Consider the following 24,991-nt stretch of genomic DNA (forward strand, 5'->3'; position numbering starts at 1 on the left):
TTTTCCTCAGCCTACCGTGACGACGGTGTCGGAGTTGAAGGCATAGTCCGGAACGTGGAGGTTCGACGGAGCGGGGCCTTTGCGGATGCGGGCGGCGGTGTCGTAGGCCGAGCCGTGGCACGGGCAGAAATAGCCGCCGAACGGGCCCTTGTTCTCACCCTCGCCCGCGCCGAGCGGGACGCAGCCGAGATGCGTGCAGACGCCCAGCGTGATCAGCCAGTTCTTCTTGCCCGCCTTGGTGCGCTGCTCGAGCGTCTGCGGATCGCGCAACGTCGAGATATCGACCGCGTCGGCTTCCGAGATTTCCTTCGGCGTCAGGTTGCGCACGAACAGCGGCTGCTTGCGGAACGACGTCTTGATCGCCTGGCCCGGCAGGATCTTCGACAAGTCGATCTCGGTGGTCGACTGCGCGAGCACGTCTGCGCTCGGGTTCATCTGGTTGATCAGCGGCAGGACGATCGCGACTGCGCCGACACCGGCGAAGGAGACGGCTGCGATGTTGATGAAATCACGGCGGCGAGGATCATGGGCCTCTTCGTTAAACGGCTCTGGCGATTCGCCGGGAGGAACCATGTCGTCGACTGTCGCCATTCATCTCGCCCTTGCACGTTATTTTTTTCGTGGCCTGGCGGGGTTTCCGGTTTCGACGAACCGTTGCCCACCCTGCCCGACCGTCCCCACGGAGGCTGGCCTTTGATAGACGGCGGGGTGCGGGTTTGCCAACTGCATTTTGCTTTGGGTTACCTCCCCGCCCTCGGCGCGCTAAGAGATCGGGCATGAGAATTGCCCTCTATCAGCCCGATATCGCCGGAAATGTCGGCGCGATCCTGCGGACCGCCGCGTGCATGGGGATCGGCGTCGACCTGATCGAACCGATGGGATTCACCTGGAGCGAGAAGGCGGTGGCGCGCTCGGGGATGGATTATGTCGGGGCGGTCGACGTGGTGCGGCATGTCGATTGGGACGCGTTCCTGGCGCAGGTGCAGGGGCGGATCGTGTTGCTGACGACGAAGGGCGCGGTGCGGCTGGATGTCGCGGAGTTCCGCGAGGACGACGTATTGCTGATGGGGAGCGAGGGGACTGGGGTGCCGGAGGAGGTGCACGCGCGCGCCGATGTGCGGGTGCTGATCCCGATGCGGCCTGGGTTGCGGTCGATGAATATCTCCGTGGCGACGGGGATCGTCGCGGCAGAGGCGTTGCGGCAAACGGGCGGGTGGCCAGTTTAGCGATGGCGCGGCACGGCTTCGCACGCCCCCTTCTGCTCCCCTCCCTGGAAGGGAGGGGTCGGGGGTGGGTCGGCCCGCTCGTGTCGCTAGTGTTCGGAAATGCGGAAGCCGACCCACCCCCAGCCCCTCCCTTCCAGGGGGGGGAGCTAGAGAGGCAGTCCTCATCGCCGGTACGCCCGTTACCCTTTCAAGCGTGGCTCGCCGCCGGTAAGACGCCCGCATGATCGAACTCGACCCTCAGCAAGCCGCCGCCCGAACCTGGTTCGAATCCCTGCGCGATCGCATCTGCGCGGAGTTCGAGGCTATCGAGCGGGAGGCGGGCTCCGACGCTTCGTTCGAATACACCCCGTGGAACCGGGTCGATCCGTCGGGCGAACCCGGCGGCGGTGGCGTGATGGGCGTGATGAAGGGCCGCGTGTTCGAGAAGGTCGGCGTCAACGTCTCGACCGTCGGCGGCACCTTCGAGGGCGAGTTCGCCAAGTCGATCCACGGGGCTGGCGAGGACCCGCGGTTCTTCGCGACCGGGATCAGCCTGGTCGCGCACATGGCCAATCCGCACGTCCCCGCGGTGCACATGAACTGCCGCTTCCTCAACACCACCAAGCGCTGGTTCGGCGGCGGCGGCGATCTCAATCCGCCCTTGCCGATCGAGGAGGACACGGCGGACTTTCATGCGACGATGAAGGCGGCGTGCGATGCGCATGACGCGGCGCATTACGAGCGGTTCAGGGAGTGGGCGGAGACGTATTTCTACATCCCGCACCGGAAGGTCAGCCGCGGCGCGGGCGGCATTTTCTTCGATCATCTCGACGGCGACTTCGAGACGAATTTCGCGTTCACGCGCGATGTCGGCGAGGCGTTTCTCGATGCCTATCCGCGGATCGTGCGGCGGCGGATGGATACGCCGTTCACTGCGGCCGACGAGGCGCGGATGCTTGAATGGCGCGGGCGGTATGCCGAGTTCAACCTCGTCTATGACCGGGGGACGCTGTTCGGGTTGAAGACCGGCGGCAACATCGACGCGATCCTGATGAGCCTGCCGCCTCGCGCTACGTGGTCGTAGCGTGGCGCTGATCCCGGTTGCCGACGACGTCCTCGCGACGATCGTGACGACGCTGGAGATGCGCAAGCGACCGCCGCTGCGGCCGAGTCCGGGGTCACGGTTGCGGCTGGTGAAGTGGGATCGGCCGGCACTGGAGAAATACCGCGCGCTGTTCCGGCGGGTGGGGAGCCCGTGGCTCTGGTTCTCACGGCTGGTGATGGCCGACGATGCGCTGGGGGCGATCGTCCATGATCCGGGGATCGCGGTGTATGCGGTGCTCGATCCGGCGGGGATCGAGGTCGGAATGCTCGAACTCGACTTTCGCGGGGCGGGTGCGTGCGAGATTTCGTATTTCGGGTTGATTCCGGAGCTGGCGGGGCAGGGTCATGGGCGGTGGCTGATGGCCGAAGCTTGCGCGCGGGCCTGGGCGAAGGGGGTGGAGCGGGTCTGGCTGCATACCTGCACACTCGATCATCCGAGCGCGTTGGGGTTTTATCGGGCGCAGGGATTTGTGGCGGTGAAGCGGACGATTGAGACGTTTCCCGACCCGCGGGCTTCCGGGTTGCTGCCGCCGGAGACCGCGCCGCAGATTCCGTATCTGGCGAAGCGCGGCTAAACCTCAGCACCTCCCCGGCGGAGGCCGGGGTCCAGTTGGGGGACGTTGCTAACTGAGCGGTGCGCCCGATCACTGCGACCTTTCCAACTGGGCCCCGGCCTCCGCCGGGGCGGTGCATTTCCTCCGTTGGTGCGGCCTACCTCGCCAAGCGGCGATAGGCGGAGATTGCGATCAGGGCCATCGCGATACCCGCCGCCATCGCTGCCACCGCAGCGCCGGCGTCGACGATCGCGAGCGCGACCGGATTGCCCTGACCGGCGTCGCGCAGCGCCTTGTCGGCCATCATGAACGGCGCGCCGACGAGCCAGCCGCTGATATAGCTGAACGCCGCCAGCCCCATCAGCGGCAAGCCCGACCCGCGGCTGAGCATGAAGCTGCGACGGATCGCGCCCAAAGCACCAAGCGGGGCTTCGGCGAACAACGCCGGGCCGGTGAGCATCGTCCGACCGAGAATGTAGAGGCCGGGAATCGCGTACAGCAACAGCCCTGCCCCCGCCGGCAGCGACACGATCACCATCGCCAGGACGAAGCGCGGGAAGATCCGCAGGCAGCGCGTCAACGCCTGCCGCAGGTCGAGATGCTCTCGGTCGAGATACAGCGCGTAGAACAAGGACGTGCCGAAGAAGCTCATCACATAGGCGAGCAGGTACCATCCGCCATGCGTCGCCGCCCACGTCTGCACCGCATCGGCCCAGATCATCGCCTGCGCCTCGTTGTTGCCCGCCGCCGCATCGGGCATCGGCGGATCGGGGACGACCAGCGCGAGCGCGAACGCGGGGAGGAACAGGAACGGTGCGGCGATCCGCAGCAACAGGTCGCGGTCGCGCTTGAACAGCGTCCAGGCGTCGGTGAGAACGGTCGCGAAATCGAGCTTCATGGGACGGCGTGTTTCTCTCTGGTCGCGACATAGAGCTGCGCGGTGAAGACGGCGGCGAGCGCCGTGAAGGCGGTGGTGACGATCGAGCCCGCAACCCCCGCAAGGAAGGCCGCCGTCGCGACGGAATCCGCGCCTAGCACGAGACGGAAGACGATACCCGTGACGGACTGCGCAGCACCGGTAGCGACCAGCAGGACGATGCAGAACAGCACCAGGACGCCAATGATTCGCCACGTCATGCCCTTGGTGAGCTGGATCGATCGACGGATCGCGCCGACACCGAGGCGTTCGTTTAGAATGACCGGATTAAGCAGCACCAATCTCGCGCCGATCCAGAACAGCACGAGCAGATAGGCGAGACCGTAGAGCGCGGTGAAGCTGGCGGCACCGACGCTGGGCGGCGTCATCTGTGCGCTGGAGCCATTGGCGGCAGCGGCGAAGTCGAAACCGGACTGCACCAGAACGACGATTGGCGGCAACGCGAGCAGGAACGCGACGATCGTCACCAGGACGGTGATGCCAAGCGCCGGCAAGGCGCGCGCGCGCCCTTGCCGACGTGCAGACGCGGCATCGACCGCCGGATCGGTCGCGATCGCGACGATCGCGAGTTGCGCCCAGATCATCGCGACAAGCGCGCCGATCGTCAGGACTGCGCCGACCAGCATCGAAACCGGATTTGCGCGCGAAGTGAACGCGACGAATCCGTCCCGCACGACCGTCGGCAGCAACATGCCCAGCACCGCAATCCGCGCGATCATGCCGGTGCGCCCATTGAGCACCTCGATCGTGCGATCCCAGACCGTTCCCATTTTCACGCGTGCGTTGACTATGCCCGTCGTCGCGCCTGTCGTCGCCATGCCTTTGCTCCCGCCATTCCCGTTCCTGCGCGGGTTAGCCCAAGCCCCTGTACTTGACCACATGGTTGAAACACACGTCCCGGTTGCAACTTCGGATGCGGGTGCGCAATTGAGATCGGTGACCACCCCTCCCCTCTCCGATATCGAATGGCGGACCAGCGCCGGCCTCACCCCTTACGCGGACGCGCTGGCCGAGATGGAGGCGCGCGCGGTCGCTGTCGGCACCGGTGACGCGCGCGAACTGCTGTGGATGCTCGAGCACCCGCCAGTCTACACCGCCGGCACCAGCGCCGAGCCGGGTGACCTGATCGACGCGCGATTCCCGGTGATCCCGACCGGGCGCGGCGGGAAATACACTTATCACGGGCCGGGACAGCGGATCGGCTATGTCGTGCTCGACCTCACCAAGCGCGGGCGCGACGTGCGGTGCTACGTCCACGCGCTCGAATCCTGGGTAATAGCAGCCTTGGGCGAACTCGGCGTCGAGGCATTCGCGGTAGATGGCCGGGTCGGCATCTGGACGCTCGATCGGGGACGCGAGGCCAAGATCGGGGCGATCGGCGTGCGGGTGAAGCGTTGGGTGACGCTCCACGGCTTCTCGGTCAACGTCGACCCGGACCTGTCGCACTTCGGTGGCATCGTGCCCTGCGGCCTGCCGGAATACGGCGTTACCAGCCTGCAATCGCTTGGCATTCCGGCCGACCTTGCAACCTTCGACGCCGCCCTGGCGTTGACGGCCGATGCTTTCCTTGAAACAGTTTCTTGTCCTTGAGAAAACGAGGCTTGAGGGCAAAGCGTTATCGGATTAATGTCCACTACGATTTGGGTATTAAGGGCGAGCAGCCAGCCAAATCCTCTATCTAGGGAGCTTCCACATGCGTGCACTCATTTCCAAGGTTCTGACCGGTTCGCTGATCGCCAGCGCAGCACTCGCTGTTTCGGCTTGCGGTCCCAAGACCGAGACCACGACCGACAACACGATGGTCACCGACATGAACGCCACTGAGGGCATGGACACGATGTCCGACAACATGACCGCAGTCGACGGCGCGTCGAACGGTGGCATGATGGCCAACGACACCATGATGGCGAACGACACGATGATGTCGAACGACACCATGATGACGAACAACGCGATGACCACCAACGCAATGTAATTTCCGCAAGGAAACTACGACGTTGTGGAGGGCCGCCCGGGCAACCGGGCGGCCCTTTTCGTTATTGGCGGCGCGCGATGGTTTCAGCGATCGCAGCGCGTGCGACCGCACCCTCTATTGGGCACTCTACGGCAACCCCCACGGCATCCTCGTCGGGCGATCGTTTCGGCGCCGACGGATTTCTGCCGTTCCCACCCGACAACGGCGTCGGACGACGGGTCGAAAAGGTTAAAATCGCTTGGGAGTTTCACGGAAACGCTTTAGATTCGATCACTTGGAATGCCCTGGGGAGGTTGGAATGAAGGTGTTGCGTACCGCGCTCGCGCTTTGCGTGGCGTCGAGCGGGCTCGCTGTGGCGCAGTCGGCGTCGGCGCAGTTCTTTTTACAGTCGCGCGATTTCTCGGGCGCAGCCGTCACCGGTGAAGAATCCGACCTTGGTCAGGCCCTGCCCGGCGCGACGTCGGCGGAGATGCGGGCGGCGTTGGTGTGGCACATGCGTGCGGCGCTCAACGTCGCGGCGTTGCAGTGCCAGTTCGAACCGACGCTGTTGACCGTGCCGAACTATAATTCGATCCTGGCCGATCACGGCGACGAGTTGAAGGGGGCCTTCGACACGCTCACCAAATACTTCCTGCGGGTGAACAAGGCGGCGGGGCCCAAGGCGGGTCAGGGCGCGCTCGACCAGTTCGGGACGCGGACCTATTCGAGCTTTGCCACCGTGGCGGCCCAATACGGCTTTTGCCAGACCGCAGGGTCGATCGGGCGTGATGCGGTGTTCGCACCGCGCGGGCATTTCTTCGAGGTCGCACTGGCGCGCTCGCGCGAGTTGCGCAACAGCCTGATCCCGTGGGGCGAGCAGCGCTTTCCCCGGTACATCGGTCGCGAACGGGGAGCACCGATGATGATCCGCCTCGATCCGATCTGCTGGAACAAGAAGGGCGAATGGGTCGTGAAGAAGTGCGGCGCGCAGAACTGGCCGCCGGTCGGTTTGGGTATGGCGACTCGCTGAGTCAGCTGGCTCGGGGGGCGTGACTTCATCGCGCCCGTCACCCAGCGAAAGCTGGGGTATCTTGCGGGTCAGACGACGGGAGACACACAGGGATATCCCAGCTTTCGCTGGGATGACGGATGGGGACGGTAGCGCCCCCTACCCTTGCGTCTTATTTCGATCGATCAGCGCAGGCCGAGCAGCTTGTGCGTCTGGAGCGACAGTCGCCATTGCGGGCGTTCCATCACCAGATCCACGCAGGCCTCGCGGTTCGCATCCGCCCGGGGATCATCGAGCGGTTGGAGCAGGAAGTTCTCGAAATCCCAGGTCTCGACCTCTTCGATGTCGCTACCCGGTTGCGGCCAGACGAGCTTCAGTTCGTGCCCGGCGCGCTGGACGACGATGCTGCCGGCCTTGGGGCTGATGCAGATCCAGTCGATTCCTGGATGCGCCGGGATCGTGCCGTTGCTCTCCATCGCGATCCGGAAGCCGTGCGCATGCAGCGCATCGACGATAGCGTCGTCGATCTGGAGCATCGGCTCGCCACCGGTCAGGACGACGAACCGGTCGCGCGCCCCTTCCCCCCAGAAGCCCGCTACTGCCGACGCCAAGGCTTGCGCGTCGGCGAACTTGCCGCCGCCAAGCCCGTCAGTGCCGACGAATTCGGTATCGCAGAACTTGCAGACCGCGGTCGCGCGATCCTGTTCGCGGCCCGACCACAGGTTGCAGCCAGCGAACCGGACGAACACTGCGCGGCGACCGGCGTTGACGCCCTCGCCCTGCAACGTGAGGAACATTTCCTTGACGGCGTAGCTCATGTCAGGCCGGCTTGACGGCGTAGCGCGTCGGGTCGGCGATCCCCGCCTCGTCGAAGCCGCGCGAACGCAGGCGGCAGCTGTCGCACTCGCCGCAATGCTCACCGGCGGGTGTCGGATCGTAGCATGACCAGCTGAGGCCCAGATCGAGGCCGAGGCGCGTGCCTTCGCGGACGATGTCCGCCTTGGTCATCATCTGGAGCGGCGCCTGGATGCGGAACGGTTCGCCTTCGACGCCGGCCTTGGTCGCGAGTTCGGCGAGGCCTTCGAAGGCGGCGATGAACTCGGGGCGGCAATCGGGATAGCCGGAGTAATCGAGCGCGTTGACGCCGATATAGATGTCGCGCGCGCCGGCCGCTTCGGCCCAGCCGAGCGCGAGGCTGAGGAAGATCGTGTTGCGCGCGGGGACGTAGGTGACGGGAATGCCGCCGCCGTCCTCGGTGCCCGCGCCGTCCTTCGGCACGTCGATATCGGCGGTCAGCGCGGATCCGCCGAACGCGGACAGGTCCATCGGCAGGACGATGTGGCGCTCGGCACCGAGTGCGCTGGCGACGCGGCGCGCGGCATCGAGTTCGATCCGGTGACGCTGGTTATAATCGAACGACAGCGCGAGCACGCGCTGGCCGGCTTCGCGCGCGAGCGCGGCGGATACCATCGAGTCGAGCCCGCCCGAGACGAGGGCGACCGCAAAGGGAGCAGGGGATGTCATGATGCATGTTCGCTAGGCCAGCGAGCGCAAAAAAGAAAGGGGCCGCCCGGCGGAGCGGCCCCGAGTTTGGCGCGGACGCGCGCCACAAGGGAGAAACGTGCTGAATAAGAGCACGGGATCAGTGGTAAGGGTGAGGGGTAAAAACGCCGTTAACGCCTGTTTGCCCTCTCCCCTTGGGGGAGAGGGAAGGAGCAGCCCCTTGGCTGCGGGAGGGTGAGGGCACGTGATGGACGCGACCGTGCCCTCACCCTCCCACGACTGCGTCGCGGGCCCCTCCCTCTCCCCTGCAGGGAGAGGGGATTTTTACGCCTCCACCGGCACCGGGAATTTCTTCGCGCAGAACGCACAATCCACGATGATGAAGCCGGTCTCGTCCGCCATCGACTGGCGCTCCTCCAGGGGAAATTTCGAAATCACGCCCTTGATGTAATCCGGATCGCAGCGACACCCGCGCATGATCGGGATGTCCGCGAGGATACGGACGTCCTCCTCCTCGTTGAACAGGCGCCAGACCAGCGTTTCCAGCGGCAACGTCGCATCGGTGAGTTCATCGACGCCCATCGTGTTGCCGAGCGTGGCGACATGCTCCCACTCCGGGTGGTCGAGCTTGGTATGCAACCGCTCGCGCCCGTCCTCGCCTTCGGGGAGATGCTGGAGGAACAACCCGCCGGAAATACAGCGACCGTCGGGGCCCTTCGCCATGCCGGTGCGGATCATCGTCGGAATCTGCTCGGACTGCGTGAAATAGCTCTGTGCGGCCTGCGACAGCGTATCGCCGTCGAGGGGCACGATGCCCTGATAGCGCTCGTTGCTGGTCGCCATGTCGAACGTTATCGCGAGATAGCCGGCGCCGAACAGCGCAAACAGCGATGGTTCGGCGGGCGCTTCGGCGAGCTTGCCCGCGTCGTATTCGATATAGCCGCGCACTTCGCCGCCACGGTAATCGCAGACGAGCAGCTGGACGACGCCATTGTCGGTGCGCGTCTGCATCGTCAGCTGGCCGCTCGAATCCTTGAGCGTGGAGCCAATCAGCGCGGCGAGCGTCAGCGCTTCGGCGAGCAGCTTCTCGATCGCGGGCGGATAAGCGTGTGCGGCGAGCACTTCGTCGAGCGCGGTGCCGAGCCGCACGATCCGGCCGCGTGCACTGCGCGTCGGGATCGCGAAAGCCAGCGCGCGGTCGAGATCGGTCACGTTGGGGTCGAATTTTGGCGTATCGTTCATCGTCCGCCAGATGGTGACCCTGCCCGTTCAGGTCAACCGATCTGCCCGAAGCACCAGCGCAGGACCGACTTCTGCGCGTGGAGGCGATTCTCCGCTTCCTGCCAGATCAGCGACTGTGGGCCGTCGATCACCTCGGGCGAGACCTCCTCGCCGCGATGCGCGGGCAGGCAGTGGAGGAACTTCGCCTCGGGCTTGGCCATCGCCATCAGGGCGGCGTCGACCTGGTACGGGGTGAGCGCCTTCAGCTTGGCCTCGGCATGCGCCTGCCCCATCGAGATCCAGGTATCGGTGACGACGATGTCCGCGCCTTCGACCGCCTCGCGTGGGTCGGCCACGACGCGGGCGCGACCCGACGCGCGGACGATCGCCTCTTCTTCGGGCTGGAATCCCTGCGGGCACGCCGCGACGACGTCGAACTGCATCAGCCCAGCGGCCTCGACGATCGAGGCGAGCACGTTGTTGCCGTCGCCGAGCCACGCGACCTTGAGGCCGGGCAGCGACTTGCCGCTTTCGATGATCGTCAGCAGGTCGGCCATGATCTGGCACGGATGCGACGCGTCGGTCAGGCCGTTGATGACCGGGACGGAGGCATAATGCGCCATCTCCTCGATCTTGGCATGATCGTCGGTGCGGATCATGATCGCGTCGACATAGCCCGACAGGATGCGCGCGGTGTCGGCGATCGACTCGCCGCGGCCGAGCTGCATCGAGCCGCCGTCGGACACGATCGAGGTGCCCCCGAGCTGGCGGATCGCCATATCGAACGAGAAGCGCGTTCTTGTGGAGCTCTTTTCGAAGACCATCGCGAGCGTGTGGCCGGCGAGCGGCGCGTCGGTATCGGCACGGCCCTTGGGGAAGCCGGTACGGGCGGCCTTGCGGTCGAGTGCATCGGCCAACATCGCGGCGATGCCGTCGGCTCCGGCGTCGGTGAGATTCAGGAAATGGCGGGTCATAATATCCTCCCCGGCACGGGGAGGGGGACCGCGTTCGCATGGCGAATGGTGGAGGTGGGCCTCCACGAACGCGACACTTCGGGGCGATCCCCCTCCACCATGCTTCGCATGGTCCCCCTCCCCGTACCGGGGAGGATTTAAGTCAATCGTCGGCAGCGGGCACGTAGACACGCGCGGCGGTCGACAGCTTGTCGATGCACTCGGCGATATGGCTCTCGTCGATCACCAGCGGCGGCAGGATGCGAACGACGTTCTCGCCCGCCGACACCAGCAGCAGATTATGGTTGTCGCGCGCGAACGCGACGAACGCACGGCTGTCGCTCTTGAGCTTCAGCCCGAGCATCAGCCCGGTGCCGCGGACGCTGTCGAACAAATGATCGTGGTTGGGGATCATCTGCTCGAGCCCCTGCCGCAACCGGTCGCCCATCGCCGTGACGTTGTCGAGAAACCCGTCTTCGAGCATCACGTCGAGGATCGCCTCGCCCGCCGCCATCGCCAGCGGATTGCCGCCATAAGTCGAGCCGTGCGTGCCGGCGACCATGCCCTTGGCCGCTTCCTCGGTCGCGAGGCAGGCGCCCAGCGGGAAGCCGCCGCCGATACCCTTGGCGACCGCCATGATGTCCGGCGTGATGCCGTACAGCTCGTGCGCGAAGAACTTGCCGGTGCGCCCATAGCCGCACTGGACTTCGTCGAGCACCAGCAGCAGGCCGTGCTCGTCGCAGGCTTTGCGCAGACCGGTGAGGAACTCGTGGCTCGCCTGGCGGATACCGCCCTCGCCCTGGATCGGCTCGACAAGGAAGCCCGCCGTATTATCGTCGATCAGCGCCAGCGCGCCTTCGAGATCGTTGAACTTCGCATAGGCGAACCCCGGCAACAACGGCTCGAACCCGTCGCGCATCTTCGCCTGATTGGTAGCCGAGATCGCGCCGAGCGTGCGCCCGTGGAACGCAGTGTCGAACGTGATCAGCGTGTGACGCTGCGGATTGCCGTTGGCGAAATGATAGCGCCGCGCGGTCTTGATCGCGCACTCGACCGCTTCCGCACCCGAATTGGTGAAGAACACGGTGTCGGCGAAACTGTTGTCGACGAGGCGTTGCGCAAGGTGCTCGCCCTGCGGCGACCCGTACAGGTTCGACACGTGCATCAGCGTCGCGGCCTGCTCGGCGATCGCCTTGGTCAGATGCGGGTGGCCGTGGCCAAGCGCGTTGACCGCGATGCCGCTGGCGAAATCGAGATACTGCTGGCCGTCCTCGCCGAAGAGGTACGCGCCCTCGCCTCGGACCGGACGCACGCCACACCGCGGGTAGACGGGCATGAGCGGGGTGATGGTCACGACGGCAAGCTCCTTCAAACAGCGAGGGCGACCCTTATCGGCCGCCCGAACCGCGTGATACGAGCGCGCGGCGTTGGGGGCAACAACCGCGTGGCATCTCGAGGCAAACGGCGCGGCGAACGGCGCCCCCCCTGCTGCGTATGATTTCACCATAGCTCTTGCCGCACTTGGCAGAAGAGGCGCATGATCATCAGGACGTGGTGCTAGGATCCTGTGCGCTTTGATTCGATTCGAATCACCCCGCCGCACTATAGGGGAGATCACCATGTCTAGAACATTACAGTGTATCGCACTTCTGCTCGCCACGACGTCGGCCGCCTACGCCAAAGACGCCTTCACCGGAACTTGGAAGGGCGACATCAAGGAAAGCGCGCTCTCGACCAAACCTTCGGCTGCACTGATCGACCAGGGGGTCTATACCTGCTCGAGTTGCATCCCCGTGGTCAAGATCGCCGCCGACGGTGCGCTGCATCCGATCGCCGGCCACGCCTATTACGACGCGATGTCGGTGACGATCGTCGATCCGGCCACCGTCAAATATGCGACGAGCAAGGGCGGCAAGTCGATGAGCGACGCCACCGCGACGCTGTCCGCCGACAATAGTTCGATGACCACCGTGTTCAACGATACCAGCGCCGCCAACGGTATTGCCGTCACGGGCACGACGGTCAGCGAGCGTGTCACGGCAGGCCCGGTGGGATCGCATGCGGCGTCAGGATCGTGGCGCCAGACGAACCAGACCCAGGTCTCCGACAGCGGCCTCGTGTTCACCTTCGCCAAGGCCGGCAAGGTCGTGACGTATTCGACGCCGACCGGCACATCATACGTCGCGACGACGGGTGGCCCAACGGTCGCCGTCGCCGGAGATCCCGGCTGGACGACGGTGTCGCTCAGTCAGCCAAACCTCAATACGTTGCACGAAACTGATTATCTCGACGGCAAGGTGATCGGCAAATACGTCATGACGGTCTCCCCCGATGGGAAGAAGATGACGATGGACGTCAACGACATCAAATACGGCCGGACGTCGACGTTGGTGGCGTACAAGCAGTAGGTGATCGCTTGAGATCAATGGCGGTGCCTAGCCCGTACTCTCGCGAAGGCGGGAGCGTGGGCTGAGCAGCGGCATCGCTGGCGAACAAAATGGTGGTGGCACGCTGAGCGGACTCCGGCCGCGATCATGTCGTTTTCCGACGCGCGCGACATCGCCGTTCCCGACACGCCGTACCGTTACGTCACGCGTCGATCGCTTCCTCGTCCATGCGCCCCGCATTCTCCTGAATGAACGCAAACCTGTGCGCGGGGTTGTTGCCCATCAGGCGGTCGACGAGGTCCTTTACCTGCGCGCGCTCCTCATATTCCTGGGGGAGCGTGATGCGGAGCATGCCGCGGGTGGCGGGGTCCATCGTGGTTTCGCGGAGCTGGCTCGGGTTCATTTCGCCGAGGCCCTTGAAGCGGCCGACATCGACCTTCTTGCCCTTGAACACGGTGCGTTCGAGTTCGGCGCGGTGCGCGTCGTCTCTTGCATAGACACTCTTGGTGCCGACCGTCAGGCGGTAAAGCGGCGGTTGGGCGAGGTAGAGGTGCCCGCGGCGGACCAGCTCCGGCATCTCCTGGAAGAAGAACGTCATCAGCAGCGTCGCGATGTGCGCGCCGTCGACGTCTGCGTCGGTCATGATGACGATGCGTTCGTAGCGCAGCGTATCCGGCGTGCAGTCTTTCCGCGTACCGCAGCCCAGCGCGAGCGTCAGGTCGGCGATTTCCTGGTTGGCGAAGATCTTGGCGCTCGTGGCGGATGCGACGTTGAGGATCTTGCCGCGGATCGGAAGGATCGCCTGCGTTTTCCGGTCACGCGCCTGTTTCGCCGAGCCACCTGCCGAATCGCCCTCGACGATGAAGAGTTCGGTGCCCTCGGGCGAGTTCGCCGAGCAGTCGGTCAGCTTGCCCGGCAGGCGGAGCTTCCGCGCGGAGGTCGCCGTCTTGCGCTTGACGTCGCGCTCCTGCTTGCGGCGCAGGCGTTCGTCCATCCGCTCGAGCACATAGTTCAGCAGCGCCTTGCCGCGCTCCATGTTGTGGCTGAGGAAATGGTCGAAATGATCGCGCACCGCCTTCTCGACGAGGCCGGCGGCTTCAGGGCTGGTCAGGCGATCCTTGGTCTGGCTCTGGAATTGCGGCTCGCGGATGAAGACCGACAGCATCAGTTCGCTGCCGACCATGACGTCGTCCGCGCTGATATCCTTGGTTTTCTTGTTGCCGACCAGATCGCCGAACGCGCGCAGGCCGCGGACCAGCGCCTGGCGGAGGCCCTGCTCGTGCGTGCCGCCGTCGGGGGTCGGAATGGTGTTGCAATACCAGCTGTACGAGCCGTCGCTCCACAACGGCCACGCGACCGCCCATTCGACGCGGCCCTGCGTCTCGCCGTTCGCGCTCGGGAAATCCTGCGAGCCGGAAAAAAAGTCGGAGGTCGCGCATTCGCGGCCGGCGATCTGGTCGCGGAGGTGATCGGCGAGGCCTCCGGGGAACTGGAACACGGCCTGCGCAGGGGTGTCATCGGCGATCAGGTCGGGTGCGCAGTGCCAGCGGATCTCGACGCCGGCGAACAGATACGCCTTCGAGCGGACGAGCTTGTAGAGGCGCTGCGGCTTGAAGTTCAGCTCGCTGCCGAAGATCTCGGTATCGGGTGTGAAGGCGACGCTGGTGCCGCGACGGTTGGGCGTGGGCCCAAGATGCTCGATCGGGCCGAGCGTCAGGCCCTTGGCGAAGCGCTGGCGATACAATTGCCGATCGCGTGCGACTTCGACGACGGTGTCGGACGACAGCGCGTTGACCACGCTGATGCCGACGCCGTGCAGGCCGCCTGATGTCGCATAGGCCTTGCCAGCAAACTTGCCGCCCGAATGGAGCGTCGAGAGGATCACCTCCAGCGCGGACTTGTCGGGAAATTTCGGATGCGGGTCGACCGGGATGCCCCGGCCATTGTCGACGATCGTCAGGCGGTTGTTCGCCTCGAGCGTGACTTCAATGCGTGTCGCGTGGCCGGCGACCGCCTCGTCCATCGCGTTGTCGAGCACTTCGGCGGCGAGGTGATGCAGCGCGCGCTCGTCGGTACCGCCGACGTACATGCCGGGGCGGCGACGTACGGGTTCGAGGCCTTCGAGCACCTCGATCGAGGACGCGTCATAGGTGTTTGCAGCGGTCTTCCCGCCAGACGCGCCCGGAGACGCGAACAGATCTTCAGCCATGCAGCGAACGTAGCCGCTGGCCCGCGACAAAGCCACAGGCTCTGTTTGTTCTCCGTGTTACCGGAAAGCCACATTGATATAGATTGTTGCGGTGCGGGGATAATTTTCCGGCCACGCGCCGTTTATGAAAAACCTGTCATGAAGTTTCCGGGAGTGAATATGACTAAGACGATGATGGTGGCGCTCGCTGGCGCCGCTACGCTGGGGTTCGCGGCACCTGCCGCTGCGCAGGAAGTTACGGCCGACGCGCCGTTCAGCGGCATCTATTTCGGTGCGGCCGGTGGCTATGATGTGCAGCCGAACGACGAGGGTTCGTCGATCCTGTTCGACCGCAACCTCGATGGCCGCTTCGGCGATGCCGTCACGACTGCAGCTGGCGCCAACGCGTTCTCGCCCGGCTTCTGCAACGGCGCCGCGCGGAGCAGCACAGCTCCTGCCGCCGGTGGCCGTGGCTGCCGCAACGACAAGGACAACACCGCCTATTACGCCCGCGTCGGCATCGACCAGCAGCGTGGCAACATCGTTGTCGGCGTCGTCGGCGAGTTCGGCAAGTCGAACATCCGCGACAGCGTCACCGCGTTCTCGACCACGCCCGCGTTTTACACGATGACTCGCGATCTCGCCTGGGAAGCCTCGATCCGCGGGCGCGTGGGCTATGCGGTCAACACGACGCTGTTCTACGGCACGTTCGGTCCGGGCTATGCGCGCATCGATCGCGATTTCTATTCGAGCAACACCGCCAACGCGTATGCGCAGAGCGGCAAGAAGAACCAGTTCGGCATCACGGGCGGCGGTGGCATCGAGCAGAAGCTCGGCAAGAACATCTCGGTCGGCATGGAATACATGTTCCACCAGTATCAGGACGACGACGCCCGCGTTCTCGTGACGCGCGGCACGCAGCCTGCGAACAACCCGTTCGTGCTCGCGCCGAACACGGCTGGGACGGCGTTCAAGCGTTCGGATGACAACTTCCGTTGGCACAGCCTGCGCGGCACGGTGGCGTTCCGGTTCTGAGGCGAAGGGCGGCCGCTGCCACGCTGGCAGCGGATTCGCCCAAGCCCGGCCGGCGCGGTTCACCGCGACCGACGACATGGGCTTTGTCCATGCTAGCTGGTTGAGAAAAGGCCGCTTCCTCATACAGGGGAGCGGCCTTTTTTGGTTCCATGCAAAGTTTGTTTCCCCGCGAAGGCGGGGACCCAGACTGGGCTCCCGCCTTCGCGGGAGAACAAGAGGGGGCGGTAGGCGCGTTTAGTTAAAGCACCACCCCGGCGGGGGCCGGGGCCCAGTTGGGCAACGCTGCTAAACGCGCGCGGCGCTCAGTTACCGAGACCTTTCCAACTCGACCCCGGCCTTCGCCGGGGTGGAGCCTGTTTAAAAAAGGCCGCTTCCTCGCCCGAGGAAACGGCCTTTTCTACATCACGCTAGCCATGGGCAAAGCCCATGTCGTCGGACGCGGACAAGCCGCGCCGGCCGGGCTTGGGCGAGTCCTGCGCCAGGTTGGCGCAGGCCGCCCTGCGCCTCACCTCGGCCGCGGACCGCCGAACGGCAGCGGCGGGGTCGGACGACGATCGCGGCGCGGCAGCTGTGCCTGGTACGCGTGGCCGCAATGGTCGACGCAATACGGGAAGCCGGGGTTCACCGCCTTGCCGCAGAAGTGGAAGTCGGGCTCGCCCGGATGGCCGAGCGGCCATTTGCAGATGCGGTCGTTCAGTTCGAGCAGGCTCGTCTTGTTCGCCATCTCGGCGGACGGCTTGGCGGGGACGAGGCGACGCGGCGGGGCGGGCGTGCTGGGAGGCTGCTGCTCGCCAGGCGCCTGGCGGAGGAAGCCGCCGGGGCCGACCGAGCGCAGGATCGGCTGGGGCGCTCGAACGGGGGCGACGACGGCCGGAGCTACCTCGTCCTCATCCTCGTCCTCCTCGTCCTCAGGCTCTTCGGCAACCGGCTCTGGTTCGACCGGTGCCGCGGGCTTGGCCGCTGCCACGACCGGCGGCACGACCGGTGCAGGCTTGGGGGCCTCGACCTCGACCGGCTCCGGTGCCGCGACCGGCTCGGGCGACGCCGCTGCAGCCGACGCCGATGCTTCGGCAGCAGCAGCCGCCTTGGCCTCGGGATCGTTCGGCTTCACCGGCGACGGGCGCGCCTGCAGCTCGAGGCGGTGGGCCTTGCCGATGACGGCGTTGCGGCTGACGCCACCCAGTGCTTCGGCGATCTGGCTGGCGGTCTGGCCGGCCTCCCACATCGTCTTGAGCGTCGCGATGCGCTCGTCGGTCCAGGACATGTTCGTTCCTTAGTCTTGCTCAGCCGGGTTGCGGGCGGCAGCGGCAGCGATTACCCGCAACGCCTATGAGCAGCCAGCCCCCAATCGGTGAAATCCATTCGGCGGTGCATTCCGCCCCCGGCGTTCCCGTCATAAAGAGCGTGAACTGGGAGGGATTGCGAACCCTCTATATCAAGGAGGTGCGCCGGTTCTTCAAGGTGCAGCTTCAGACGGTGTGGGCGCCAGCGATAACGACGCTGCTGTTTCTGATTGTGTTCACCATCGCGACGGGCGCGAAAAGCCCGGTGCCGGTCGACGGACAGATCGTCGCGTTCGCCGATTTCATCGCGCCCGGCCTGATCATCGCGCAGGGCATGATGGGTCCGGCGTTCGCCAATGCCAGCTTCTCGCTGCTGGTCGGCAAGATGCAGGGGACGATCGTCGATTACCTCCAGCCGCCCTTGTCGACGGGCGAACTGCTGGGCGCGTTGGTCGCCGGCGCCGTGACTCGCGCGGTGATCGTCGGGATCGTCGTGTGGGCGGCGATGGCGCTGTACCCGGGTGTGCACGTGACGCCGCATGCGCCGCTCGCGATCATCTGGTTCGGGTTGCTGGGCGCGACGTTCCTCGCGCTGCTAGGCGTGCTGACGTCGATCTGGGCGGACAAGTTCGATCATGCCGCCGCGGTCACCAACTTCGTGATCGCGCCGTTGTCGCTGTTGTCGGGGACGTTCTACTCGGTCGACAAGCTCGCGCCCGCGTTCCGCGCGTTCAGCCATGCGAACCCGTTCTTCTATATCATCTCGGGGTTCCGATACGGGTTCCTGGGGATCGCCGACTCGCCGGTAATGATCGGCGGGATCGTGATCCTGGTGATCGACCTGGTGCTGGCGACGCTGTGCTACCGGTTGCTGAAGAGCGGTTGGAAGCTGAAGAACTGATGCGGAGCCTCGCGCTCTGGCTGGTGGCGTTGGCGGTGGCTTTGCTGCCGGTCGGTGCGGTGGCGCAGGGCGCGGTGGCGGACCCGGCGTTGCGGGCGAAAGCGGATGCGTTGGTCGCAATCCTCGACGGGCGTGGCGCATATGACGCGTATTTCGCCGCGAGCTTCCGCGAGAAAGTGCCCAAAGCGCAGTTTGCGTCGATCGTCGAGAAGCTGAAGGCGACGCTCGGCGTACCGCAGAAGATCGAGTCGCTCACCGCGACTTCGGCCTGGTCGGCGGATCTGGTCGTTGGCTATGCGCGGGGTACGGCGAGCGTTCGGCTCGTGATCGACCCCGCGGCGCCGCATGCTGCGACGGGGTTGCTGATCACGGGTACGGGGGCGCGGGACGATACTTTGGCGAAGGTCGAGGCGGAGTTTCGTGCACTGCCGGGGGCTAGTGGGTTCGGGCTTTACGCGCTCGGCGAGGGTAAGCCCGAGCCGATCCTCGAGTACCGTGCCGATGTCGCTGCACCGCTGGGGTCGGCGTTCAAGCTCTGGGTGCTGACGGAGTTGGCGCGTCAGGTTGCGGCAGGCGAGCGGCATTGGGAGGACGTCGTGAAGGTCGGGGCGCCGTCCCTGCCGTCGGGGGTGTTGCAGACCTGGCCCGCCAGGTCGCCGGTGACGGTGCAGACGCTGGCGACGATGATGATCTCGATCAGCGACAATACCGCGACGGATACGCTGCTGACGACGCTCGGCCGCGCGAAGGTCGATGCGATGGCGGCGGCGGCTGGCGGCAGCGTGCCGGTGATGACGACGCGGGAGATGTTTGCGCTGAAGGGCGATCCGGGGCTGACGAAGGCCTGGGCGGCTGGGTCTGGGGACGAGCGGCGGGCGCTGCTGGTGGACAATGCGGTGAAAATCGCGACGGCCAAGCTGGATCCGACCGTGTTCGCCGGGAAGCCTGTGGCGATCGACAGCATCGAGTGGTTTGCGAGTCCCTCGGCGATGGCGGGACTGCTGGATCGGCTGCGGGGGGCGGATGCTACGACTCGGGCAGTGCTGTCGGTCAATGCGGGAGTCGATCCGGCGATCGCCAAGCGGTTTGGGTATGTCGGGTTCAAGGGCGGCGGCGAGCCTGGGGTGATTGCGCTGAACTATCTGGTGCAGGCGAAGGACGGGCGCTGGTATGCGGCGACCGGGAACTGGCACCGGCCAGATGACGGCGTGAACGAGGTTCGGTTCGCGGGGCTTATGGGGCGGGCGCTGGCGTTGCTGGCGGCGCGGTAGGGTTTGCTGCTTTTCGCTGAATGCCCCCATAGGCTGATCGAATACAGCGCGAACGCCAACCCATGCCGTTCCCCCACGAAGGCGGGGGTCCAGGGTAACTGAAGATGGCGTTTGTGATCCTGGGCTCCTGCGTTCGCAGGAGAACAGCTTATTAAGTGGGGATCAGGCCCGTCCCGCCGCCTGCCAGCTATCCGCGCAGAGCCCGTAGATCAGGCTGTCGCGCAACCCCAGATGCGTTTCCCATTCGTCGCGCAACAACCGCTCGCGGCGAAAACCGAGACGTTCCAGCAACGTGATCGACGCAGTATTCTCGGTATCTGCATCCGCAAAAACCCGGCTCCGGCCTTCTGCGAACAAGCGATCAATCACTGCCGACACAGCCTCCCGCGCAATCCCCCGTCCCCAGGCCTCGCGCGCAAGGATGAACCCGATCTCCGTCACCCCTGCCCCATCCGCCTCGCTACCAGAGACCCAGCCGATCGCGCGGTCGTCGCCGGTGCGGGTGATCGCCCAGGTGCGCTGGTTGCCCGGTGCGGCCTCCTCGGCGAGGTAGGTGCGGACGTCGTCGACCGAGCCCAAGGGGCCGTCCGCCGAATAGGCCATCAGCTCCGCATCGGCGAGCATCGGGTGCAACGCGGTCGCATCGCCCTCGACGAGCGGCCGCAACCGCAGCCGACGCGTCTTCAGCACCGGCGATACGCCAGCGCGCCGCGGTCTGCGTCCGGGTTGCCTCACGCGGTCAGAGCATCCACGAGCGCGCGGACTTTCTTCTGGCGCCACTGCGGGAGCGGGGCAACCAGCCAATAGCCCCCCTTCGAGGGCTGCGACTCGCCGATAAGCCGTACGCGGGCCTGCGCCAGATCGCGGCGAGCGAGCAGTTCCGGCACCGTTGCGCGCCCCAGCCCCGCCGCCGCCGCGTCGATCGCGAGCCCGGCGTCAGTGACGCGGACCAGCGCGACGCCGTCCTCACCCGACCACGCGATCGCGGCTTCGCTGTCCGCGCCAGGCTTGGCGATCGTCACCATGCCCTCCGACTCGAGCGCCTCGCCCTCGTGCTCGCCCGGACCATCGCCCCAGCGGATCGCGAGATCGAGATTGGCTTCGGTGAAGTCGACATTCTCGTCGGCGGTGATCAGCACGAAGCGGAGTTCCGGATCCGCCTCGGCGATCTGTGCGAGCCGCGGCATCAGCCACTTCTCGGTCAGGTCGCGCGGCGCAGCAATCGTCAGCGATTTCGACGACTGCCCCGCCTGCATCGCCCGCACGGCTTCCTCGAACTGGAGGAACCCGCCACGGAGCGCGCCGAGACCCGCTTCCGCCTCAGGCGTCAGTTCGAGCCCGCGCGTGGTGCGGCGGAAAAGCACGACGCCGAGCGTATCCTCCAGCGCGCGGATCTGCTGGCCAACCGCCGCCGGCGTTACCGCCAGCTCATCGGCTGCTCGCGTAAACGACAGATGCCGCGCCGCCGCGTCGAGCACGCGCAGGCCATTGAGCGGGAGATGCGTGCGCTTCAATTCAGCACCGCGGGGGCGAACAGCGAGAAGCGGGGGATCTCGACCGCGAACACGGCGCCGTCTTCGCGGACCATCTGGTAGCTCCCCTGCATCGCGCCCGACGGAGTCGCGAGCGGGCATCCGGAGACGTAGTCGAAGCTGGCGCCCGGTTCGATCACCGGCTGTTCGCCGACCACGCCTTCGCCCTCGACCGAATGCCGCGCGCCGCGGCCGTCGGTGATGACCCAGTGGCGGGTAAGCAGCTGGACGGTCTCGGTGCCCTCATTCTCAAGGCGGATGTGATACGCCCAGAACCAGCGGCCACGCTCGGGCTCGGACTGTTCGGGCAAATAGCTGACCGACACGCGCACCGTCACCCCATCGGTCGTCGCAGCGTTGGGGAACAGCGCTTTCACAGGCCCGCCTGCCTCAGGGCCTGATCGAGATCGTCGATCACGTCCTGTGCATCCTCGAGCCCGACGTTGATCCGCAACAGTCCCTCAGTCACGCCCATCTCGATCTGCTTGTCGGGCGAAACGCTCGCGTGCGTGGTCGAGGCGGGATGCGTCATCAGCGATCGCGAGTCGCCGATGTTGTTCGAGATATCGACCAGTTCGAGCGCGTCGAGCAATGCGTGCGCCTGTTCGCGCCCCTCGACCTCGAACGCGAAGATCGGGCCGCAGGCGTCCATCTGGCGCTTGGCCAGTTCGTGCTGGGGATGGCTCGGCAGAAAGGGATGCAGCACGCGGGGGACGCGGCCTTCAAGGAATTCGCCGACCTTCATCGCGTTCTCGGACTGGCGGTGGATGCGCAGGTCGAGCGTCTCGAGGCCCTTGAGCACCACCCACGCGTTGAACGGCGACAGCGTCGGGCCGGTGTTGCGGGTGAACGGCAACAGCGTGTTGGTGATGAAATCCTCGGTGCCGCAGACCGCGCCAGCGAGCACGCGGCCCTGCCCGTCCATCATCTTGGTCGCGCTGTACGCGGTGACGTCCGCGCCGAACTCCATCGGCCGCTGAAGCGCCGGCGTCGCGAACGCATTGTCGACCACGGTCGTGATGCCGCGTTCGCGCGCGATGTCGCAGATCGCCTTGAGGTCGGCGATGTCCATCGTCGGGTTGGCGGGCGTCTCGAAGAAGAACACCTTCGTCTCGGGACGGACCGCGTCGAGAAACGCCTGCGGATCGCGCGCATCGACGATCGTCGTGGCGATGCCGAACTTCGGGAGCAGCGTATCCGTCAGCCAGCGGCACGAGCCGAACGCCGCGCGGCCGCCGACGAGGTGGTCGCCGGTCTGGAGCTGGCACAGCAGCGACGCGGTCATCGCCGCCATGCCCGTCGCCATCGTCCGGCACGCCTCGGCGCCCTCCAGCAGAGCGATCCGTTCCTCGAGCATCTGCACGGTCGGGTTCTGCAGGCGGGAATAGGTCATCCCCTCCTGCTCGCCGGCAAAGCGCGCCGCGGCGTCGCCTGCCTTGTCGTAGCAATAGCCCGAGGTGAGGAACAACGCCTCCGACGTCTCGCCATATTCGCTGCGGGCGGTGCCGCCGCGGATGGCGCGCGTCGCGGGACGCCAATTCTGAGTGATCGAACGATCCTGGCCGGTCTTGCGCTTCATGCGCGCCGCTTTGCCGGGGGGGAGCCGCGATGACAAGCCCGGGGAGAAGCGTCGAAGGTGTGTGCCCCTGTTACGGGGGGCGTCATTCTCCCCTCCCTGGAAGGGAGGGGTTGGGGGTGGGTCGGGTTCCGGATCGTGGAACGGTCGCGACACAAGCTGGCCTACCCACCCCCAGCCCCTCCCTTTCAGGGAGGGGGGCAAGTTCCGACTAGTAGCGGCCCCAGGTGAATTTCGAGGACAGCGCGTAGTTCCACACCGCGCCGACCAGCACGCCGATCAGTGCCGATGCTGCCCACGCGCCGTCGCGCATCTCGTACAGGAATGCGGCGATGCCGACGTTGGCTACCGCGCCGACCGAGCAGATCACCGCGAACGACACCCAGCCGTCGACCAGCTGTCGCCACCCCTTCAACCGCCGGTCACGGTACGTCAGCGCGTTGTTGAGGAAGAAGTTGAAGGTTAGCGCCGCCAGCGTCGCGACGATCTCGCCAACCAGGAAGTGCGCGCCGAACCCGACGAACAACGCGGTCAGCACCGCCATGTGGATGCCGACGCCGAGCACGCCGATCGCCGAGAACATCGCGAACCGCACCGGCACGACCCGCCCGAACATCCGGTCGTAGATCGCGATCAGATATTCCATCGCGACGACGTGATCTAGCTTGCTCTCGCCCTCGGTGCGACAGCGGAAGGTGTAGGGCACCTCGACGAAGCGCAGCGGCGTCGGCGAGGCCGTGAGAAGGTCGAGTAGGATCTTGAAGCCGATCGCCGACAGCGACGGCGAGAGGTGGCGGACGATGTCGGTGCGGATCATGAAGAAACCGCTCATCGGATCGTTGAGATCGCACTTCAGCACGCGGCGCGACAGTTTGGTGGCGAGCGCCGACTTGGCGACGCGGTCGCTGTCCCACTCGCCGGTGCAGCCACCGCTGACGAAGCGCGAGCCGATCGCCACGTCGGTCTCGCCGTCCTTCAAAAGGTCGAGCATCGCCGGCAATAGCGTCTCGTCATGCTGGAGATCGCCGTCGATCACCGCAACGACCGGCGCGGCGGTCGCGCACATCCCCTCGATGCACGCCGACGACAGCCCCCGCCGGCCGATCCGCTGAATCACGCGGACCCGCTTGTCGAGCCGGGCAATCTCGCGCGCGGCGTCGGCGGTGCCGTCGGGACTGTCGTCGTCAACGAAGATCGCCTCCCAGTTCAGCCCGACCAGTGCCTGGTCGAGCTTGGCGATAAGCGTCGCGACATTGGCCTTCTCGTTGAACGTCGGGATGACGACCGCGAGTTGCAGCAGGTCACCGATCACTGGGCGGTCAAACGAGGTTAGCCAGCACTGCATCGCCCATGTCGCGGGTCGACAGCGTGCCGCCGAGATCGGGCGTGCGCGCGCCGCCGAGGATCGCGGCCGCGACCGCTGCCTCGATCCGGTCGGCGGCGTCGGGGAGGTCGAGCGAATGACGCAGCATCATCGCCGCGGACAGGATCGCCGCGCAGGGGTTGGCCTTGCCCTGCCCTGCGATGTCGGGCGCACTGCCGTGGATCGGTTCGTACATGCCCTTGTTCGATCCGTTCAGCGCGGCGGACGGGAGCATGCCGATCGAGCCGGCGCACATCGACGCTTCGTCCGAGAGGATGTCGCCGAAGAGGTTGCCGGTGACGATCACGTCGAACTGGCCGGGATTGCGCACCATCTGCATCGCCGCGTTGTCGACGTACATGTGACTGAGTTCGACGTCGGTATAGTCGGCAGACACCTCGATGACGACGTCCCGCCACAGTTGCGAAGTCTCCAGGACGTTGGCCTTGTCGACCGAGAGCAGCTTGCCCTTGCGGGTGCGTGCGGTCTCGAAGCCGACGCGAGCGATGCGGGCGATCTCGGTCTCGTCGTAGCGCATCTCGTCATGGCCTTCGCGCAGGCCGTCGGCGGTCGTGCGGATGCCCTTCGCGCCGAAATACACGTCGCCGGTCAGTTCGCGGACGATGACCATGTCGATCGACCGCGCGATCTCGGGGCGGAGTGCGGAAGCGTCCTCCAGCCCGGCGAACAGCTTGGCGGGACGCAGGTTCGCGAACAGGCCGAGGTCCTTGCGCAGGCCGAGAATGGCTTGTTCGGGGCGGAACTGGCGTTCGAGCGCGTCGCAGTCGGGATCGCCGACCGCACCGAACAGGATCGCATCGGCGCGGCGGGCGAGATCGAGCGTCTCGGGCGGCAGCGGATGGCCGACCACCTTGTACGCGGCACCGCCGACTAGGCCTTCCTCATAGGTCAGGTCGAGGCCGAGCGTATCGAGCACACGACGCGCCTCCGCCGTGACTTCGGGTCCGATGCCGTCGCCGGCCAGTATCGCGATCAAGGGCATGTGCGTTTCTCC

Annotated in this window: 26 protein-coding genes; 10 read left to right on the forward strand and 16 right to left on the reverse strand. The window is 66.0% G+C overall.

Going from position 1 to position 24,991, the window contains the following annotated elements:
* Positions 1-6 precede the first annotated feature (6 nt).
* A complete protein-coding gene (petA, locus tag C8J42_RS14275) occupies positions 7-573 on the reverse strand; it encodes a ubiquinol-cytochrome c reductase iron-sulfur subunit (protein ID WP_133020713.1) in 567 nt (188 codons plus the stop codon).
* Positions 574-776: 203 nt separating this feature from the next.
* Here petA and C8J42_RS14280 point away from each other — a divergent pair, with 203 nt between their 5' ends.
* From C8J42_RS14280 to C8J42_RS14290, 3 genes are all read left to right on the forward strand, one after another.
* Entirely contained in the window at positions 777-1,226 is a 450-nt protein-coding gene (locus C8J42_RS14280; protein ID WP_133020594.1) for a tRNA (cytidine(34)-2'-O)-methyltransferase, read from the forward strand.
* 220 nt (positions 1,227-1,446) lie between these two features.
* A complete protein-coding gene (gene hemF, locus C8J42_RS14285) occupies positions 1,447-2,289 on the forward strand; it encodes an oxygen-dependent coproporphyrinogen oxidase (RefSeq protein ID WP_133020595.1) in 843 nt (280 codons plus the stop codon).
* A gap of 1 nt (position 2,290) precedes the next feature.
* On the forward strand, positions 2,291-2,884 hold the full coding sequence (locus C8J42_RS14290) for a GNAT family N-acetyltransferase (RefSeq protein ID WP_133020596.1): 594 nt from the start codon (positions 2,291-2,293) through the stop codon (positions 2,882-2,884).
* 136 nt (positions 2,885-3,020) lie between these two features.
* Here C8J42_RS14290 and C8J42_RS14295 read toward each other — a convergent pair whose 3' ends face one another.
* Together C8J42_RS14295 and C8J42_RS14300 are read right to left on the reverse strand one after the other, a co-directional pair.
* On the reverse strand, positions 3,021-3,761 hold the full coding sequence (locus tag C8J42_RS14295) for a hypothetical protein (RefSeq protein ID WP_133020597.1): 741 nt from the start codon (positions 3,759-3,761) through the stop codon (positions 3,021-3,023).
* Entirely contained in the window at positions 3,758-4,618 is an 861-nt protein-coding gene (locus C8J42_RS14300; RefSeq protein ID WP_165895504.1) for a glycerophosphoryl diester phosphodiesterase membrane domain-containing protein, read from the reverse strand. Before C8J42_RS14300 ends, C8J42_RS14295 begins: the two co-directional genes overlap by 4 nt.
* A 118-nt stretch (positions 4,619-4,736) precedes the next feature.
* Between C8J42_RS14300 and lipB the strand changes: the two genes are divergently transcribed.
* From lipB to C8J42_RS14315, 3 genes are all read left to right on the forward strand, one after another.
* Positions 4,737-5,390, forward strand: a complete 654-nt coding sequence (lipB, locus tag C8J42_RS14305) for a lipoyl(octanoyl) transferase LipB (protein ID WP_243644449.1) — start codon at positions 4,737-4,739, stop codon at positions 5,388-5,390.
* Between the two features lie 103 nt (positions 5,391-5,493).
* Positions 5,494-5,775 carry a hypothetical protein gene (locus C8J42_RS14310; RefSeq protein ID WP_056065069.1) on the forward strand — a complete coding sequence of 94 codons (282 nt, stop codon included), beginning with the start codon at positions 5,494-5,496 and terminating at the stop codon, positions 5,773-5,775.
* A 298-nt stretch (positions 5,776-6,073) separates the two neighbouring features.
* A complete protein-coding gene (locus C8J42_RS14315; protein WP_133020600.1) occupies positions 6,074-6,784 on the forward strand; it encodes a hypothetical protein in 711 nt (236 codons plus the stop codon).
* 164 nt (positions 6,785-6,948) lie between these two features.
* On the opposite strand, the gene queE is transcribed toward C8J42_RS14315, so the two are convergent.
* The 5 genes from queE to C8J42_RS14340 form a co-directional block, all read right to left on the reverse strand.
* The gene (queE, locus tag C8J42_RS14320; protein WP_133020601.1) at positions 6,949-7,581 is read right to left on the reverse strand and encodes a 7-carboxy-7-deazaguanine synthase; all 633 of its coding nucleotides are present in this window, start codon (positions 7,579-7,581) and stop codon (positions 6,949-6,951) included.
* 1 nt (position 7,582) lies between these two features.
* A complete protein-coding gene (queC, locus tag C8J42_RS14325) occupies positions 7,583-8,287 on the reverse strand; it encodes a 7-cyano-7-deazaguanine synthase QueC (protein ID WP_107954448.1) in 705 nt (234 codons plus the stop codon).
* 303 nt (positions 8,288-8,590) lie between these two features.
* On the reverse strand, positions 8,591-9,508 hold the full coding sequence (locus tag C8J42_RS14330) for an Hsp33 family molecular chaperone HslO (protein WP_133020602.1): 918 nt from the start codon (positions 9,506-9,508) through the stop codon (positions 8,591-8,593).
* Between the two features lie 32 nt (positions 9,509-9,540).
* Positions 9,541-10,461: an ornithine carbamoyltransferase gene (argF, locus tag C8J42_RS14335; RefSeq protein ID WP_133020603.1), complete on the reverse strand. Its 921-nt coding sequence runs from the start codon at positions 10,459-10,461 to the stop codon at positions 9,541-9,543.
* A 142-nt stretch (positions 10,462-10,603) separates the two neighbouring features.
* Positions 10,604-11,794 (reverse strand): aspartate aminotransferase family protein, encoded by a 1,191-nt coding sequence (locus tag C8J42_RS14340; RefSeq protein ID WP_107954563.1) that lies wholly within the window; start codon positions 11,792-11,794, stop codon positions 10,604-10,606.
* Between the two features lie 265 nt (positions 11,795-12,059).
* On the opposite strand from C8J42_RS14340, the gene C8J42_RS14345 reads away from it, so the two are divergent.
* The gene (locus C8J42_RS14345) at positions 12,060-12,848 is read left to right on the forward strand and encodes a hypothetical protein (protein ID WP_133020604.1); all 789 of its coding nucleotides are present in this window, start codon (positions 12,060-12,062) and stop codon (positions 12,846-12,848) included.
* Positions 12,849-13,029: 181 nt separating this feature from the next.
* On the opposite strand, the gene parE is transcribed toward C8J42_RS14345, so the two are convergent.
* Positions 13,030-15,036 (reverse strand): DNA topoisomerase IV subunit B, encoded by a 2,007-nt coding sequence (parE, locus tag C8J42_RS14350; RefSeq protein ID WP_133020605.1) that lies wholly within the window; start codon positions 15,034-15,036, stop codon positions 13,030-13,032.
* A gap of 159 nt (positions 15,037-15,195) precedes the next feature.
* On the opposite strand from parE, the gene C8J42_RS14355 reads away from it, so the two are divergent.
* Positions 15,196-16,050: an outer membrane beta-barrel protein gene (locus tag C8J42_RS14355; protein WP_133020606.1), complete on the forward strand. Its 855-nt coding sequence runs from the start codon at positions 15,196-15,198 to the stop codon at positions 16,048-16,050.
* Between the two features lie 505 nt (positions 16,051-16,555).
* Here the strand turns inward: C8J42_RS14355 and C8J42_RS14360 are convergent.
* Positions 16,556-17,314, reverse strand: a complete 759-nt coding sequence (locus C8J42_RS14360) for a GcrA family cell cycle regulator (RefSeq protein ID WP_133020607.1) — start codon at positions 17,312-17,314, stop codon at positions 16,556-16,558.
* 65 nt (positions 17,315-17,379) lie between these two features.
* Between C8J42_RS14360 and C8J42_RS14365 the strand changes: the two genes are divergently transcribed.
* Complete coding sequence (locus C8J42_RS14365) at positions 17,380-18,234, forward strand: ABC transporter permease (RefSeq protein ID WP_056065087.1); 855 nt, start codon at positions 17,380-17,382, stop codon at positions 18,232-18,234.
* Entirely contained in the window at positions 18,234-19,505 is a 1,272-nt protein-coding gene (locus C8J42_RS14370; protein WP_133020608.1) for a serine hydrolase, read from the forward strand. The genes C8J42_RS14365 and C8J42_RS14370 overlap by 1 nt, the downstream gene beginning before the upstream one ends.
* A gap of 162 nt (positions 19,506-19,667) precedes the next feature.
* Here the strand turns inward: C8J42_RS14370 and C8J42_RS14375 are convergent, their stop codons facing one another.
* The 6 genes from C8J42_RS14375 to leuB form a co-directional block, all read right to left on the reverse strand.
* A complete protein-coding gene (locus tag C8J42_RS14375) occupies positions 19,668-20,195 on the reverse strand; it encodes a GNAT family N-acetyltransferase (protein ID WP_235529861.1) in 528 nt (175 codons plus the stop codon).
* A 41-nt stretch (positions 20,196-20,236) separates the two neighbouring features.
* Entirely contained in the window at positions 20,237-21,019 is a 783-nt protein-coding gene (locus C8J42_RS14380) for a LysR family transcriptional regulator (protein WP_133020609.1), read from the reverse strand.
* Positions 21,016-21,414, reverse strand: coding sequence for a Co2+/Mg2+ efflux protein ApaG (apaG, locus tag C8J42_RS14385; protein WP_056488567.1), 399 nt, complete (start codon positions 21,412-21,414; stop codon positions 21,016-21,018). Before apaG ends, C8J42_RS14380 begins: the two co-directional genes overlap by 4 nt.
* Complete coding sequence (locus C8J42_RS14390) at positions 21,411-22,616, reverse strand: aminotransferase class I/II-fold pyridoxal phosphate-dependent enzyme (protein ID WP_060527159.1); 1,206 nt, start codon at positions 22,614-22,616, stop codon at positions 21,411-21,413. Before C8J42_RS14390 ends, apaG begins: the two co-directional genes overlap by 4 nt.
* Before the next feature lie 208 nt (positions 22,617-22,824).
* Complete coding sequence (locus C8J42_RS14400; RefSeq protein WP_133020714.1) at positions 22,825-23,922, reverse strand: glycosyltransferase family 2 protein; 1,098 nt, start codon at positions 23,920-23,922, stop codon at positions 22,825-22,827.
* A 10-nt stretch (positions 23,923-23,932) separates the two neighbouring features.
* Positions 23,933-24,979, reverse strand: a complete 1,047-nt coding sequence (gene leuB, locus C8J42_RS14405; protein ID WP_133020610.1) for a 3-isopropylmalate dehydrogenase — start codon at positions 24,977-24,979, stop codon at positions 23,933-23,935.
* Positions 24,980-24,991 lie beyond the last annotated feature (12 nt).

Source organism: Sphingomonas sp. PP-CE-1A-559 (assembly GCF_004340965.1).
In the GTDB taxonomy this organism is placed as follows: Bacteria; Pseudomonadota; Alphaproteobacteria; order Sphingomonadales; family Sphingomonadaceae; genus Sphingomonas.

What these genes read in the sequence shown, in the direction of transcription:
- petA (WP_133020713.1), bottom strand. Translation starts at nt 573, where the DNA reads ATGGTTCCTCCCGGCGAATCGCCAGAGCCGTTTAACGAAGAGGCCCAT.
- C8J42_RS14280 (WP_133020594.1), top strand. Translation starts at nt 777, where the DNA reads ATGAGAATTGCCCTCTATCAGCCCGATATCGCCGGAAATGTCGGCGCG.
- hemF (WP_133020595.1), top strand. Translation starts at nt 1,447, where the DNA reads ATGATCGAACTCGACCCTCAGCAAGCCGCCGCCCGAACCTGGTTCGAA.
- C8J42_RS14295 (WP_133020597.1), bottom strand. Translation starts at nt 3,761, where the DNA reads ATGAAGCTCGATTTCGCGACCGTTCTCACCGACGCCTGGACGCTGTTC.
- C8J42_RS14300 (WP_165895504.1), bottom strand. Translation starts at nt 4,618, where the DNA reads ATGGCGACGACAGGCGCGACGACGGGCATAGTCAACGCACGCGTGAAA.
- C8J42_RS14310 (WP_056065069.1), top strand. Translation starts at nt 5,494, where the DNA reads ATGCGTGCACTCATTTCCAAGGTTCTGACCGGTTCGCTGATCGCCAGC.
- C8J42_RS14315 (WP_133020600.1), top strand. Translation starts at nt 6,074, where the DNA reads ATGAAGGTGTTGCGTACCGCGCTCGCGCTTTGCGTGGCGTCGAGCGGG.
- queE (WP_133020601.1), bottom strand. Translation starts at nt 7,581, where the DNA reads ATGAGCTACGCCGTCAAGGAAATGTTCCTCACGTTGCAGGGCGAGGGC.
- queC (WP_107954448.1), bottom strand. Translation starts at nt 8,287, where the DNA reads ATGACATCCCCTGCTCCCTTTGCGGTCGCCCTCGTCTCGGGCGGGCTC.
- C8J42_RS14330 (WP_133020602.1), bottom strand. Translation starts at nt 9,508, where the DNA reads ATGAACGATACGCCAAAATTCGACCCCAACGTGACCGATCTCGACCGC.
- argF (WP_133020603.1), bottom strand. Translation starts at nt 10,461, where the DNA reads ATGACCCGCCATTTCCTGAATCTCACCGACGCCGGAGCCGACGGCATC.
- C8J42_RS14345 (WP_133020604.1), top strand. Translation starts at nt 12,060, where the DNA reads ATGTCTAGAACATTACAGTGTATCGCACTTCTGCTCGCCACGACGTCG.
- parE (WP_133020605.1), bottom strand. Translation starts at nt 15,036, where the DNA reads ATGGCTGAAGATCTGTTCGCGTCTCCGGGCGCGTCTGGCGGGAAGACC.
- C8J42_RS14355 (WP_133020606.1), top strand. Translation starts at nt 15,196, where the DNA reads ATGACTAAGACGATGATGGTGGCGCTCGCTGGCGCCGCTACGCTGGGG.
- C8J42_RS14360 (WP_133020607.1), bottom strand. Translation starts at nt 17,314, where the DNA reads ATGTCCTGGACCGACGAGCGCATCGCGACGCTCAAGACGATGTGGGAG.
- C8J42_RS14365 (WP_056065087.1), top strand. Translation starts at nt 17,380, where the DNA reads ATGAGCAGCCAGCCCCCAATCGGTGAAATCCATTCGGCGGTGCATTCC.
- C8J42_RS14370 (WP_133020608.1), top strand. Translation starts at nt 18,234, where the DNA reads ATGCGGAGCCTCGCGCTCTGGCTGGTGGCGTTGGCGGTGGCTTTGCTG.
- C8J42_RS14390 (WP_060527159.1), bottom strand. Translation starts at nt 22,616, where the DNA reads ATGAAGCGCAAGACCGGCCAGGATCGTTCGATCACTCAGAATTGGCGT.
- leuB (WP_133020610.1), bottom strand. Translation starts at nt 24,979, where the DNA reads ATGCCCTTGATCGCGATACTGGCCGGCGACGGCATCGGACCCGAAGTC.